Genomic DNA, 14,142 nt, shown 5'->3' on the forward strand with positions numbered 1-14,142 from the left:
CATCGCGCTGGCTTGCCCTGCGCGTCCCGCATGTAGCGCGGGCGCCGGGTCGCGTCACGCCGCAGCGCGGCGCGGCGCGGCGCCCGTGTGGATCACTGGCATACCTGCGACATGCACGAGCACGAGCTCCCGCACTCCTGATCGATGATGGTGGTCTCGAGGAGGCAAGCAGTGATGCAAATATTCGTCCCACATTCAAATTTCACGTTGCTTGCGCACCCTGACCGGCCGCACTCGAGATAACACGGGCCGTCATGGCTGCATCGCATGAGCAGGCCTTGACACCCGCCGTCGCCGCAGACGATCTCGCACGGGTGCGGCCCTATGCAGACCACGTCGATGTTGTTGCACTGGCCGTTGCACTCGAGCCTCGCCGGGCGCGCCTTCGCGTCGAGCATCCGGTCCCCGACGCACTCGCCTTCGGTGTCGCACCGGGTGACGCACTTGCCCCCTTCGCAGTGCTCGCAGCCGTCGCACGGGGCCGGATCGGGAGGGCTCGCCCCGCACGCCATGCACGTCGCGGTCATCGTGTCGCAGACCGCGGCGTCGACGCAGCCGTCGAAGATCGAGCAGCTCGTGGCGCACGCCGTCCCGCTCAGGTCGCAGGCGTAGGACCCGCAGCTCCTCGGCTCGGCGGAGCACGTCCCGTCGCCCCTGCAGGTGCCCGGAGGCGTGACCGTGCCGTCCTCGCACGTCCCGCCGCACCGGGTACCCACCGGCCCACAGTCGCCGATAACGGCGCCCGGCGACGGATCGACGCTCATCCCGTCGATACCCGAGACGAGCTGGCAGCCCGCCGCCGTGAGGCTCACGATCAGCGCCAGCGCGCCGCGGGCAGCCAGCGCTCTCAAGTCAAGGTCGTTCATCCCGGCGTAGAGTTCAGCCCAGAGGAGCGCCCCGGACAAGCTCGACCTTCAGCGCCCGAGCATCCAGGCCGCCGAGCTCTGGCGTAGCGGATTTTTCTTCCCTGGGTTCACGCCGCGGCGCGACGGACCCGCTGCGCCGCCCTCTTCCGGGCCCGATCGCCGGCGAGCCGGCCGAGGCGAGCGTGGACGCGCTTGCCCCCCCGGGCGGCCGGCACCATAGCCGACGGGCCGCGCGCTGGCGCGCTGGCGCGCGGCCGACCGCGCGCCGCCGCGACAGCGCGAGATCCGAGCCGCAATGAGGACGTGCCCGCGATCTCGGCATGAAGGTAGATGCGATGCCGTACTTTGTTTTCCGGAATTTCCCCGACAATACGCCGATCCCCGATGACTGCTACAGCTGCGACGGTGCACCGGACTGGGCGGCGTTGCTGGAGTGGATATGCCCCGACCTCTCGCCCGATGAGGCGGAGCGGCTCGCCGCCGTCGGCGAGGCGAGCGGAGACCGGCCGGACATCGCGAGCCTGAAGCGGCTCATCGAGGAGCACGCGACACCGCAGGCGCGTGGTGAGGAGCGCCCGGACGCGACGGCGTGAAGACGTGAAGACGTGAAGAACCGATGCCAAGGCAAGGACCCGAGAGGCATGCCGCGGAGCGAATGTGATGACTTGGTGTCAAGCGTCTGACGTGCTCATCTCGGCAGCGAGGCCGCGCCGTTTCCTGCGCGTGGGGCCCGATACTCCGACCCTCGGCCGCTGCGATGCCCTGGCAGGGCGCCTCGCGCGTCGCTAAGGAGGGGGCGATGGCGAAGATCATCGATCCTCAGCGTCACACGTGGTGTAGCACCCCGGCGGACAGCTTCGGCCTGCTGGTCGATGCCGACGAGTATTACCCCGAGTTCTACCGGGTCGCGTCCGGGGCGCGGCGCTACGTGCTCCTCGCCGGCTGGCAGTTCGACAGCGACGTCGCCCTGCTCCGCGGCGGGCGGGAGGCGGGGGTGTCAGGCCCGATCACGCTGCTCAAGTTCCTGGACCACCTCTGCGAGATCACCCCGGATCTCCAGATCTTCATCCTGGCCTGGGACTTCCACCTCGTGTTCGCGCTCGAGCGCGAGTGGCTCCAGCAGCTCGTCTTCGAGTGGACGAACCATCGCCTGCACTTCCTCTTCGACTCCACCCACGTCGAGCGCGCCTCGCACCACCAGAAGTTCGTGGTCGTCGACGGCGAGCTCTCCTTTCTCGGCGGCCTCGACCTCTGCGACCACCGCTGGGACGACCGCAGCCACACGAACAAGAACCCGCTCCGCGTCAGCCGCGGAGAGCCGCACAAGCCGTTTCACGACGTCCAGGCCTACGTGCGCAGCCGCGAGGTCGCCCGGGCGCTGACCGAGATCTTCACGGATCGCTGGCGGCGCGCCGGCGGCGTGGCCATGACGCTGCCGGACCTCGAGGCGGCCGAGCCGACGTTCCCCGACTACCGGCCCGAGGGCGGCATCCCCCTCGCGGCGCGGCACGTGACGCTGAGCCGCACCGATCCGCACGGCGCGCCCACCGGCGCTCCGCACTGCACCGAGATACGCGACCTCTACCTCGACGCCATCGACGCCGCCGAGCGCTTCATCTACATCGAGACGCAGTACTTCAGCTCTCACGTGATCGCCGAGGGGATCGTGCGGCGGATGCGCGCCGAGGGCCGGCCGCTCCTCGATGTGGTGCTCGTGCTGAACATGGAGGCCGAGACGATGAAGGAGCAGATCGCCGTCGGGCTCTCCCAGGCCAAGGTGCTCGGCGCGCTGCGCGAGGCGGCGGCCGAGACCGGCCACCGCCTCGGCGTCTACTACACCCTGCCGGCGTGCGGCGAGGACGAGACGGCCGAGCGCGCCACGTACATCCATTCCAAGGTGATGATCGTCGACGACCGCTTCCTCACGGTGGGCTCCGCCAACCTGACGAACCGCAGCCTCTCGATCGACACGGAGATCAACGCCTCGGCCGAGACCGACGATCCCGACGACGCGCTGGGCCGCTCGATCCGCAGGGCGCGCGCGTCGCTCATCGGCGAGCACCTCGGCGACACCGCGTTCGACCGGGTGGACGACCTCGTCGCGTACCTCGACGGGCTGGCGAGCCCCGCGATCGGGCCGCGCGCGCCGGGGAGCTCGTGCCGGCTGAGGCTCCACCCGTCGCCGACGGCGGACGAGCGCGCCCTGCTCGAGGTGATCGACCCGCATCAGCTGCCGTTCGACCCCGCCGCGGTCGAGGACATCGACAGGCGCAACGGCTCGCTCTTCGTGGGCGGGCTCGGCACGCTCTGGCGCCACTTCTTCAGCAGCCGCAGCGACTCAGGCAGCAGCGGCACAGGCCGCAGCGACGCGAGCCGCAGCGACGCCGGCAGCAGCGACGCAGGCCGCAGCGACGCGAGCCACAGCGACGCCACGTAGCCGCGCAGGCGGCGCTCCGCGCCCGCGGAGGGGCGGAGCGCGCTGCTGGGCCGCGCCGCCCGCACCGTTGCCGGCCGCCGGTGACCTAGGGTATGCTTGTGGACTGCAAACCTGCAGCCAGTTCCTTCGGGTTGTCTCTCGAAGTGGAAGCGTTGACGCGACGAGGAGTATGCAAGAGGCAGAGATCAAGATCGGGGGCATTTCGGTGCGCGACCTCGCGGAGCAGTACGGCACGCCGCTCTATGCCTACGACGCCGAGCGCATCCGGGAGAACTTCCGTCGACTCACGCGCGCGCTGAGCAGCTGCTACCCGGAGGTGTCCGTCTTCTACGCCATCAAGGCGTGCAACAACCTGGAGATAGCGAAGCTCCTGGTCGAGCAGGGCTCCGGCGTGGACGCCGCGAGCCCGAACGAGATCCGCCTGGCGCAGGCGCTCGGGCTCTCGGGCGAGCAGATCATCTACACGGGCAACAGCCTCTCGGACGACGACCTGACCGCGGGGCTGCGCGCCGGGGTGATCTTCAACGTGGATGACCACGGCATCCTGCGGCGCCTGTTCTCGCTCGGGCGGCCGCGCTGCATGTCCTTCAGGATCAACCCGAGCGGCGAGGACATCGCGACGCCCGATCTGAAGCCGTTCGCGGGCCCGTCCGCGAAGTTCGGGATCCACCCGCGCTACGTGGAGGAGGCCTACCGCACCGCGCTGGAGAACGGGGTCGAGCGGCTCGGGGTGCACATGATGCCTCACTCGCAGGCGAACAAGCCGGAGAGCTTCGCGCACGTCACCGGCAAGCTGCTCGACCTGATCGGTCCGGTCGCCCGGAAGCTCGGCTTCGACCTCGCGTTCCTGGACATCGGCGGCGGGCTCGGCATCCCCTACCGCAGGGAGCAGCCGACGCTCGACGTGGACGCGGTCGCCCGCGAGATCGCCGCGATGGTGCAGAAGAAGTGCGCCGAACACGGCCTGAAGGCGCCCCGCCTCGTCATGGAGCCGGGGCGCTACTTCGTCGGGGACGCGGGCTACGTGCTCGGGCGGGTGATCTCGATCAAGCAGGGATACCGGACGATCATCGGCACGGACATCTCGATGAACACGATGGCGCGGCCGGTGATGTACGGCGCTTACCACGAGGTGCGGATCAACGGCCGCCGCGGCCAGACCGCCCCGATGGCGATGACGGGCCAGGTCTGCGAGAACACCGATATGTGGATCAGCGAGCGCGAGTTCCCCGCGGACGTCGCCGAGGGGGACGTTGTCGCCCTGATGGACGCCGGCGCGTACGGCCACGTGATGAGCTACGACTACAACGGCCGGCTGCGACCGGCCGAGGTGCTCATCGACGGCGGGCGGAGCCGGCTCATCCGGCGGCGCGACACGTTCGAGGACATGGTCTCGCGGATGTGCCTGTCGGACGACATCCAGGAGCGGCTGCGCACGACGGCCGCGGGGGATCCGGCGAGCGGCTGAGCGACTGAGCGGCTGAGCGGCTGAGCGACTGAGGACCGGGGCGAGCGGCGCACGCCTGGAGGCTTTACCGGGCTGCCCGGGCCCCCGCAGGGGGGCCTATTGCGTTCGCGAGAGCGAGGGCTGGATCCGCGCGTCACGGGAACGGGCCGAGCGGAGCCGGGGAGCCAGGCGCGCCGATGCCGGCCGGAGGGGGAAAGGCGACGAGCGGCGGGCCCGGAAAACCACCGCCCTCGACCGGAGGGGGAAAGACGCCGGGCTGCGAGCCCGGGAGACCGACGGCGATGGGGGCGCTCGGAGGGCCAGCGCTCTCGCACGGGAAACAGATGACGTTGCCGCGGCCAGTCAGGATGGCGCCGTGAGGGCACCCGTGGGCCCAGGGTGTATAATCGAACCTGGCAGGCTCGGTGACACAGGTGTTCACCACGGAGACATACGTGGTCCCCGGCGGACAGTGGTCGCAGTGATGAGCGGCGGACGCCTCACCCACGCTCTCCTCGGCGTCCGCAGGCGCCGCGACCGCGGACAGGTCCCCCCGCTCCTCCCCGTCCACCTCGTCCGTCGCCGCCATACAGCCGGCGATCGCCGTCGACAACGAGGCAGCGAGCAGCACGACGATCTTCGTCGATTCAGCCATGTGGAATCTCCTGATTGAGGGGGGAGACAAGATCGCTCGACTGCTGCCCTGAAACCGACAGAGTCGTCACGACGGAGCTGACCCGCCCCAACTACTTTGGATGACATCGGCGGCTCGTCAAGCGCGCTGGCGGAGCGCCAGGAGACGGCGACTCACGCCTGGATTTGCGTGAATCCAGCGATGAACAATCCGCCCACCGGCGGTTCGATCAGCGCGCATGGCGACCGGCGCCGCGCGTGATCTGCCCTGCTTTCTTGTAGACGTGGCTCATGCCGTTCACGTTCGTCTGCATCGATCACGTGCAGCGCGCGATGCCGCCCGGGCAGGAACCGCGCGCCGTGGCGTTCTACCGGGACGTGCTCGGGATGGAGCACGTCCCCAAGCCCGAGCCGCTCGCGTCGCGCGGCGGCGCCTGGTTCCGCGCAGGCCCCGTGGCGGTCCACCTCGGCGTGGAGCACGATTTTAGGCCGGCACGCAGGGCCCACCCCGGACTCCTGGTGAAGGGCATCGAGGACGTCGCGGCAGCGCTCGAGGCCGCAGGCCACGCCGTGCGCTGGAGCGACGAGCTGCCCGAGGTGCGGCGGTTTCACACGGACGATCCGTTCGGGAACCGCATCGAGATCATCGACGGCGGCTGAGGCGCCGCCGGCATCCTTGACGGAGCTCCTCTTCGTTGGGCCGCGACGTGCCTACGGCCAGGCTCGCCGCAGGAGGCAGGCGATCGCTCCCCGGATCCCCTCCACCACGTCGGTCCACGCCTCGTCGCGATCTTTCCAGAGCGTGACCGCCTTCCCGTCCGACGGGAGCGCCTGGAGCCTGGCGAAGGGGCCGCTCGACCAGTCCGATGGCCTGAGGACAATGGGAATGACCTTGGCGTCGCCGGCGTCATGGCGCTCGAGGGCGCGCCTCATCTCCGTGTCATAGCAGTAGTCCGAAGCCACGAAATCGGCGCTGACGAGCAGGAGGATCAAATCGGCCGCTTCGAGGCGCTTGTCGACCTCGCCCTGCCGCGCTTCTCCCGCGAGGATCCGGCGGTCGTGCCAGCCCTCGAGGAGACCTTCCCGCTTCAGGAGGGCGAGGTGGGTTTCCAGCTCGTCGCGGAGCACCTCGTCCCTGTGAGAATAGCTGAAGAAGAGGCGGGCAGGCCGGCGCGCCGCAGCGGATCCTGGCTGAGGGGACGAGGAGGCGCAGTCGAACAGCCAGAGGTTTCCATTCCTGTCACCAGCGCACAGGAGCCCCGGCGACGTGGTCACACAGACGAATGGGCCAACTCCAGGGATGGTGGCCAGGCATCGTGCCGTGGATGCGTCCCATAGCTTGAGCGTCTTGTCATCCGCGGCGGAGGCGATCCGCCGGCCGTCGGTGGTGAACGCACAGCCTCTTACCGGGGAAGGGTGACCCGCGCAGGTCGAGAGCAGTTTTCCGCTGGCGAGGTCCCAGACCTTGAGCGTGCAGTCGCTGGACGCCGAGACAATTCGCGCTCCGTCAGGGCTGATCGCGCACCCGGTGACGGAGCCGAAATGACCACGAAGGGTGAAGAGCAACCGCGCTGTCGAGAGATCCCAGACCTTGAGCGTCTGGTCCTCGGAGGCTGAGACGATTCGCTCTCCGTCTGGGCTGATCGCGCACGAGTTGACCCAGTCCCCGTGGCCCATCAGGGTAGACAGCAGCTTGCCGCTCGCGAGGTCCCATAGCTTCAGCGTCGTGTCGCTCGATGCGGACACGACGCGCTGGCCATCAGGGCTGATCGCGCATGCCATGACCCAGTCGCCGTGCCCCTCGATGATGGAGAGCAGCTGGCCGCTCGCGATATCCCACACCCTGAGCGTCTTGTCGTACGAGCTCGACACGATCCGCTTGCCATCGGGGCTGATCGCGCATCCAGTGACCTTGTCGCGGTGGCGCTGCGGCGTCCCTGCTCGCGGAGAGTCGCCGAGGGCCGAGAGTAAGCGACCGCTCGCGACGTCCCACACCTTGAGCGTCGCGTCCGACGAGGCCGAGACGATCCGCTCGCTATCCGAGCTGATCGCGCAGCTCGTTACCTCCGCGCTGTGGCCTTCGAACGAGGAGGGCAGGTGACCGCTGGCGACGTCCCACACCTTGAGCGTTCCGTCGCCGGAGCCGGAGACGACGCGCTGGCCATCGGGGCTGATAGTACATGCATACACGCCAGCCGAATGACCTTCGAGCGTGGACAGCACCCGGCCACTGACGACGTCCCAGACCTTGAGCGTCTTGTCGTGCGATGCCGAGACGATCCGCTCGCCATCAGGGCTGATCGCACATGCGACGACCCAGTCGCCATGCCCTGCGATGACGGCCAGAAGCCGGCTGTTCACGACGTCCCAGACCTTGAGCGTCTTGTCGTACGATGCCGAGACAGCTCGCTCGCCGTCAGGGCTGATCGCGCAGGCGCTTCCCCAGTCGCGGTGAGCCGCGAATACGGCGAGCGGCGCACCGCTGGCGAGGCACCACACCCTGAGCGTCTTGTCGTACGATGTCGATACGACTCGCGCCCCGTCACAGCTGATCGCGCAAGCGCTGACCGGGGCATCGTGACCTCGCACGATGCCGCCGAGAGAGCGCTGATCACCGAGGGTATAAAGAGGTCTACTGCTCGTGGCGTCCCACACAACGAGCGTCTTGTCGCTGCTCCCGGAGACGATACGCTCGCCGTCAGGGCTGATCGCGCAGGCATTGACGCTGTCGTTGTGTCCCTCGAGGGTGGAGAGCAGCCGACCGCTCGCGAGAGCCCACACCTTGAGCGTCCTGTCGCCGGACGCGGAGACGACTCGCTCACCATCGGGGCTGATCGCGCAAGCATTGATCCTCGCGGTATGTCCTTCGAGGGTGGAGAGCAGCCGACCGCTCGCGAGAGCCCACACCTTGAGCGTCCTGTCGCCGGACGCGGAGACGACTCGCTCACCATCGGGGCTGATCGCGCAAGCCGTGACCGAGGCGAGATGACCAGAGAGGGTGCGCTCCACCCCCGTCCACAACCGAACTGGATGCCGCAATCGCAGCGCCGGCAGCCCGTCCGAGGACCGGAACATCGGCGCGATCCGCGCGGAGTCCCAGCCAGCGGATCGCAGCCGGTTGTAAACGAGCGCCCCGAGCGCCTCGTTCGCATCACGAAGCCAGTGCGACTCCGCCCTGATCGCGCGATGGATCAAGTCAATCTCGTCATCGCCGAGCTCCTTCGCGGCCCGGCGCAGCGCCTCCTCGAGCGCAGAGGGCCCGCTCTCTCTGCAGAGCGCCGCGAGCAGCTCGACGTCCTTGCATAGCGCGCGAGCCGCCTCGCGTTCGCCCGCCAAGAGCGCGTGCCCGATCGCGTGGCGCGGCGCATACTGCCTTCGGAACGCGCTCCCCTCCCCGACCGACCACCTGGCCGTCGTCCGCAAGAGCTGCCGGTGCAGCTCGCCCATCCGCGTCGGCCCGAGCCTTTCCACGACGAAGTCGCGGAACGCCTCGTGGTAGGGTCGGTACGCCCGCGCCCCGCGCCAGTGCTCCGGCTCCTCCAGGAGCAGCGCCCGCGTGGCCTCAAGGAAATCCTCGCAGATCTGCAGGTCGTCCCACCCGAGCGCCACCTCGATCTCATGAAGCGGCAGCGCCTCGCGCGCTGCGCAGAGCAGCCCCAGACCATCGCAGACGATCCCGAAGCGCTCGCGTGTCAGGCCGCGGAGCTGCCGCCAGACCTGCTCGAGGAAGCCGCTGAGCCCGCGTGGCAAGCGCTCCGCTCTCCGCTGGTCGGGTGGCTGCTCCTGCAGCCACTCCCGGAGCTTCGATGCATAAAGCAGGTTCCCCTGCCCCCTCCCCACAGCCTCCTCGATGAGCCTTGCCGGGAGCGCCGGCGCGAAGCGCGGGCCGTGATAGTCCCAGAACGCGCGGCATGCCGCCTCGTTCGAGGTCGCCCATGCGGGTGCGTCGAGATCGATGCACCGCACGCTCCCACGGCTCTCCAGCGCGGCAAGGTGCGGGTACTGCGGCCGCGACGCACAGAGCATGTGCACCCGCGGCGGCACCGCATACGGCAAGAAGCTCAGCAGCGGGTTCTGCCCGGCACCCTCGCTCCGCGCCTCGTCGAGGCCATCCACGAGGATGACGAGCTGCTCGCGGCGAGGGACGAGCTCCCGCTGCGATACCCTCGCGAGGAGCTCGACGAGTCGGCTCTCCGGCGTCGCCTCAGCGTCCTTCTGGCTCGGGTAGAGCGCCTCGATCTGTGCCGCGAGCGAGCGCGAGATCGCGTCGGGTCGGTCCCAGTCCATCACATCGCGACGCAGAAAATGATGTGGTATGCGACGTCCGCGCTGTTCCTCGAGATCGAGCCATCGCGAAAGGATCGCGCTCTTGCCCATCCCAGGACCGCCGAGGAGGAGCACCCAGCTGCTCGATCCCGCCTCTTCGGCAAGGAGCCGATCGATCGCAGCGAGCACATCCTGCCTTCCGAAGAAGTGCGCGTGGCGGCTCCGTTCGATGCTGAAATCGATGACCTCGCGCGCCACGCGACCAGTCTAGCAAGGGGCTCGCGCGAGGTGAGAGCGAACTCTGATGTGCGGGTGGCACCGTGGATCTGCGACGATCTCACGCGGCGTGATGCCTCGGCGAGGCACGGGATGACGCGCGCCGCCGGGGGACGGCGCGCGGCGCGAGCTTCACGGCGCGCCCACCCTGGGGACGCGCGCCGCCCGCACCACCTTCCCATCGAACGCAACCGCCAGCGCGTGAATCGGCGCCGCCCCCGCCGCTCTCAGCTCGGCCGTGTAGTCGTTCCGCTGGCTCTGTTCGATCCCCTCGTCGAGCGCCTGCTCCAGACCTGCGCGGCGTATCCGTGGAGGTACCCGGCGTGGAGGGGCGTCGTACTCAGGATCCTCAGGCCGCCGACGCCCGCGGGCTGGCCTTGCTCGCGTGACGGTTCGCCGGCCGGGATAGCCCGAGGTTCTCCCGCAGCGTGCGGCCCTCGTACTCCGTTCGGAACAGCCCCCGTCGCCGCAGCTCCGGGATCACCAGCTCGACGAAATCGTCCAGCCCGCCTGGGAGCCACGGCGGCATGACGTTGAACCCGTCAGCCCCGCCCTGCGTGAACCACGCCTCCAGCTGGTCCGCGATCTGCTCCACCGAGCCGACGAGCGTCCAGTGCCCGCGCGCTCCCGCCACCCAGAGATAAAGCTCGCGGATGGTGAAGTTGCGCTTGCGGGCGATGTCGAACATCAGCGCTTGCCGGCTCTTGTTGTTGGTGGTCTCCGGCAGATCGGGCAGCGGACCGTCCACCGGGTACCCCGACAGATCGATCCCGCCCGAAAGGCCCGAGAGCAGCGACAGGCCGACCTCCGGCAAGATGAGGTCCTGCAGCTCCTGGTACTTCGCCCTGGCCTCCGACTCCGTCCGGGCGACCACGGGGAACACCCCCGGCATGATCTTCAGCTGGTCGGGGTGGCGACCGTACCTGGCCATCCGACCCTTGACGTCGGCGTAGAAGGCCTGCGCGTCCTCCAGCGTTTGCTGCGCGGTGAAGATCACCTCGGCCGTCTCCGCCGCGAGCTCCCTGCCCGCCTCCGACGATCCCGCCTGCACGATCACCGGGTGCCCCTGGGGCGGACGCGGGATGTTGAGCGGCCCTCGAACGGAGAAGAACTTCCCCTTGTGATCGAGCCTGTGCAGCTTGTCCGGGTCGTAGTAGGCCCCCGACACCTTGTCGCGAAGGAAGGCGTCGTCCTCCCAGCTGTCCCAGAGGCCGGTGACCACGTCGACGAACTCGCGCGCCCGGGCGTATCGCTGCGCATGGTCGGGGTGGGCGTCGAGCCCGAAGTTCCCCGCCGCCTCGCCCCCACCGGTGGTGACCACGTTCCACCCTGCCCGCCCCTGGCTGAGGTGGTCCAGCGAGGCGAACTTGCGGGCCAGCAGGTAAGGCTCCTCGTACGTGGTCGACGCCGTGGCGATGAAGCCGATGCGCTCGGTGACGGCCGCGAGCGCGGAGAACAGCGTGACCGGCTCGAAGCTGGCCCCGTAGGCGGTGCGGCCCTGCGCCCCCGGCCGGTTCTGCAGCGCGAGCCCGTCCGCGAGGAACACGGCGTCGAACCTGGCCCGCTCCGCCGTCTGCGTGATCCACTTGTAATGACCGAAGTGAATGCCTCCATCGGCCTGCGCGTGCGGGTGCCGCCAGGCGGCCACGTGGTGTCCTGCGCCAGGTAAGAAGGCGCCCAAACGGATCTGCCGCGGATTGTCGCTCATGGGTTGTCCTCGGTCTCGGTGCTGGCGCCCGCGCGCGGACATGCCGCCGCGCGAGCGCCCTGCGTGCCATGCGTGCCACGTCCTGAGCGCAAGCGGCGTGCCCGGGAGCGGGACCACGGGCGCGCCCGCGGAGAGCGAGGCACCGCCTCCCCCGGCACAACGACGGCGTGCTGCGGGAGCAGCACCGGACCACCAGCGCTGCGGAAGCGCTGCTGGCAGGGAAGCACCGGCCCGGCCGGAAGGCCCGAGCGCGGCGGCAGCGCGGGCTACTGCCAGCGGAAGAACTTGAGGGCGAGCGCGAAGCAGACGGCGCCCCAGCCCGCCAGCACCGCGAGCTCGGGCGCGAGGGCGGCGAGGGGCGTGGCCTCGAGCATCACGCCGCGGAGCGCGTCGTTCAGCGCCGTGAGGGGCAGCGCCTGGATGAAGGGCTGGACCGCGTCCGGGAAGCGCTCGGTCGAGAAGAAGACGCCGGAGAAGATCCACATCGGAAACATCGCCAGGTTGGTCAGGCCCGAGACGCCCTCGAGCGTCCGCGGCCGCGCCGCGATGAGCAGGCCGAGCCCGACGAACGACAGCGCGCCGACCACGATGACCAGGGCGAGCGCGGCGAGCGAGCCGGCGATCGGCACGCCGAGGACGAGGACCGCGAACAGCAGCAAGGCGATGACCTCGATCGCCAGGAACACGAGCCGCGCCCCGAGGTGCGCGACAAGGAGCTGCCAGCGCTTCATCGGCGCCGCCACGAACAGCTTCAGGAGCTTGCCGATGCGCTGCTGCACGATCGAGAAGCCGATCGCCCAGATCCCGGTCGACATCACGTTCATGCCGAGCAGCCCGGGCACGAGGAAATCGATGTAGCGCGAGCCCTTCTCGGTCATCTCGAGCGCGGCCGGGCGGAACGCGTCCGCGCGCCCCGCCGCGCGCTGGAGCGCCTCGTCGACCTCGAGCCGGGCGATGCGGCTCTCCGGCCGCGTCGGATCGAACCAGTACGTGGGCGGATCGGTGGCCAGCACGACAAGCGCGACCTTGCCGGCCCGGAGCTCCTGCTGCGCCTGCTCCCGCGGGACCACCCGGGCGACGACCTGCCCGGAGGCCTCGAGCGCGGCGCGCCGCGCGTCGGCCCCGGCGCCCACCTCGACGCTCACCGGCAGCGGCGCCGCGGCCTGGTCCCGGAACGCGACGGCCAGCGCCGACGAGAGCAGGATGGGGAACACGAGCATCCAGAAGATCGCCTCGGGCTCGCGCAGGAACTCCGCCACCCGCGCCCGGATGAGGAGCACGAGCGGCGCGCCGCGCAGCGAGCGGAGCCACCGCGCCATCACGCCGCCTCCTCGCCCGCGAGCTTCCGCCCGGCGAGCGCCATGAACACGTCCTCCAGGCTCGCGTGGTGCGTCGCGAGCCGCCGCGGCGCGGCGTCGCGCGCGGCGCAGAGCGCGAGCAGCGGCGGGAGCACGCGCGCCACGTCGCGCACCGTCAGCCGGAGCGCCCCGTGCGCGAAGCGCACCGCCTCCACCCCGGGCAGCGCCCTGAGCTCCTCCTCGGCGATCTCGCCGTCCACCTCGACCTCCACGACGTGCTCGGCGCCCAGCGACGCGACGAGCGCCGCCGGCGTGCCGAGCGAGAGCAGCCGCCCGCGATCGACGATCGCGACGCGGTCGCAGAGCCGCGCGGCCTCCTCCATGTAGTGCGTGGTCAGGAGGATCGTGCGGCCGCGCGCCTTCAGGTCCTCGACGACGTCCCAGATCTCGCGGCGCGACGCCGGGTCGAGGCCGGTGCTCGGCTCGTCGAGGAAGAGCACCTCCGGGTCGCCGGCGAGCGCGCAGGCGAGCGACAGCCGCTGCTTCTGCCCGCCCGAGAGCCCGCGCACGAACGCGCCCGCCTTCTCCTGCAAGGACACGCAGCGCAGCGCCTCCTCCGGCTCGAGCCCGCGCGGGTAGAAGCTGCGGAACAGCGCGATCACCTCGCGGACCCGGAGCTTGTCCGGGAAGCGCGTCTCCTGGAGCTGGATGCCGAGGCGCTGGCGCAGCGCGATGCCGTCCCCCGCCCAGCGCTCGCCCAGCACCTCGACGTCCCCGGCGTCGGGGCGGGTCAGCCCCTCGAGGATCTCCACCGTGGTCGTCTTGCCCGCGCCGTTCGGGCCGAGCAGGCCGAAGCACTCGCCGCGCCGCACCTCGAGGTCGAGCCCGTTCACGGCCACGACATCGCCGTAACGCTTGACCAGGCCGCGGCAGACCAGGGCGGGAGAGGCAGACACGGGGCGCATGTATCGCAAGGAACGCCGAAAAGGAACCGCCGCGCGAAACGGCCGGGCGGCGCGTGCGGGGCGGAGACGCGCTCCGGATCGCCCGCGGCACACGGAGCGTGCCTGCAAGCGCCCACAGGAGCGCCGGAAAATTCGACAGGCGACGCGACGCATTGCCTGTCCGGAGAATCGAATCTCAACAGAGCCTGCGGTAAGCGCGACGAGCGTGGCCCTGCAAGGAACCATCCGGTCCGAGATCGTGGCTGG

Annotated in this window: 10 protein-coding genes; 4 read left to right on the forward strand and 6 right to left on the reverse strand. The window is 70.0% G+C overall.

The features are described from left to right. Positions 1–92: 92 nt before the first annotated feature. The gene (locus WME75_RS29290) at positions 93–866 is read right to left on the reverse strand and encodes a hypothetical protein (protein WP_437477889.1); all 774 of its coding nucleotides are present in this window, start codon (positions 864–866) and stop codon (positions 93–95) included. A 335-nt stretch (positions 867–1,201) separates the two neighbouring features. Between WME75_RS29290 and WME75_RS29295 the strand changes: the two genes are divergently transcribed. The 3 genes from WME75_RS29295 (at position 1,202) to lysA (ending at position 4,771) form a co-directional block, all read left to right on the forward strand. After that, positions 1,202–1,459: a hypothetical protein gene (locus tag WME75_RS29295; RefSeq protein WP_437477892.1), complete on the forward strand. Its 258-nt coding sequence runs from the start codon at positions 1,202–1,204 to the stop codon at positions 1,457–1,459. A gap of 206 nt (positions 1,460–1,665) precedes the next feature. Continuing rightward, positions 1,666–3,303 (forward strand): phospholipase D-like domain-containing protein, encoded by a 1,638-nt coding sequence (locus WME75_RS29300; RefSeq protein WP_437477895.1) that lies wholly within the window; start codon positions 1,666–1,668, stop codon positions 3,301–3,303. 169 nt (positions 3,304–3,472) lie between these two features. Then, complete coding sequence (lysA, locus tag WME75_RS29305) at positions 3,473–4,771, forward strand: diaminopimelate decarboxylase (RefSeq protein ID WP_437477897.1); 1,299 nt, start codon at positions 3,473–3,475, stop codon at positions 4,769–4,771. Between the two features lie 133 nt (positions 4,772–4,904). On the opposite strand, the gene WME75_RS29310 is transcribed toward lysA, so the two are convergent. After that, positions 4,905–5,405 (reverse strand): hypothetical protein, encoded by a 501-nt coding sequence (locus WME75_RS29310; RefSeq protein ID WP_437477900.1) that lies wholly within the window; start codon positions 5,403–5,405, stop codon positions 4,905–4,907. Between the two features lie 269 nt (positions 5,406–5,674). Between WME75_RS29310 and WME75_RS29315 the strand changes: the two genes are divergently transcribed. Continuing rightward, positions 5,675–6,043 (forward strand): VOC family protein, encoded by a 369-nt coding sequence (locus tag WME75_RS29315; RefSeq protein WP_437477903.1) that lies wholly within the window; start codon positions 5,675–5,677, stop codon positions 6,041–6,043. A 51-nt stretch (positions 6,044–6,094) separates the two neighbouring features. Here the strand turns inward: WME75_RS29315 and WME75_RS29320 are convergent, their stop codons facing one another. The 4 genes from WME75_RS29320 to WME75_RS29335 form a co-directional block, all read right to left on the reverse strand. Next, a complete protein-coding gene (locus WME75_RS29320) occupies positions 6,095–9,907 on the reverse strand; it encodes a TIR domain-containing protein (protein WP_437477905.1) in 3,813 nt (1,270 codons plus the stop codon). Positions 9,908–10,274: 367 nt separating this feature from the next. Beyond that, entirely contained in the window at positions 10,275–11,633 is a 1,359-nt protein-coding gene (locus WME75_RS29325) for an LLM class flavin-dependent oxidoreductase (RefSeq protein ID WP_437477908.1), read from the reverse strand. Positions 11,634–11,899: 266 nt separating this feature from the next. Continuing rightward, a complete protein-coding gene (locus WME75_RS29330) occupies positions 11,900–12,952 on the reverse strand; it encodes an ABC transporter permease (RefSeq protein WP_437477910.1) in 1,053 nt (350 codons plus the stop codon). Then, positions 12,952–13,896, reverse strand: coding sequence for an ATP-binding cassette domain-containing protein (locus tag WME75_RS29335; RefSeq protein ID WP_437477912.1), 945 nt, complete (start codon positions 13,894–13,896; stop codon positions 12,952–12,954). The genes WME75_RS29330 and WME75_RS29335 overlap by 1 nt, the downstream gene beginning before the upstream one ends. Between the last annotated feature and the right edge of the window lie 246 nt (positions 13,897–14,142).

It is taken from the genome of Sorangium sp. So ce1014, from assembly GCF_051521505.1.
Lineage (GTDB): Bacteria > Myxococcota_A > Polyangia > Polyangiales > Polyangiaceae > Sorangium.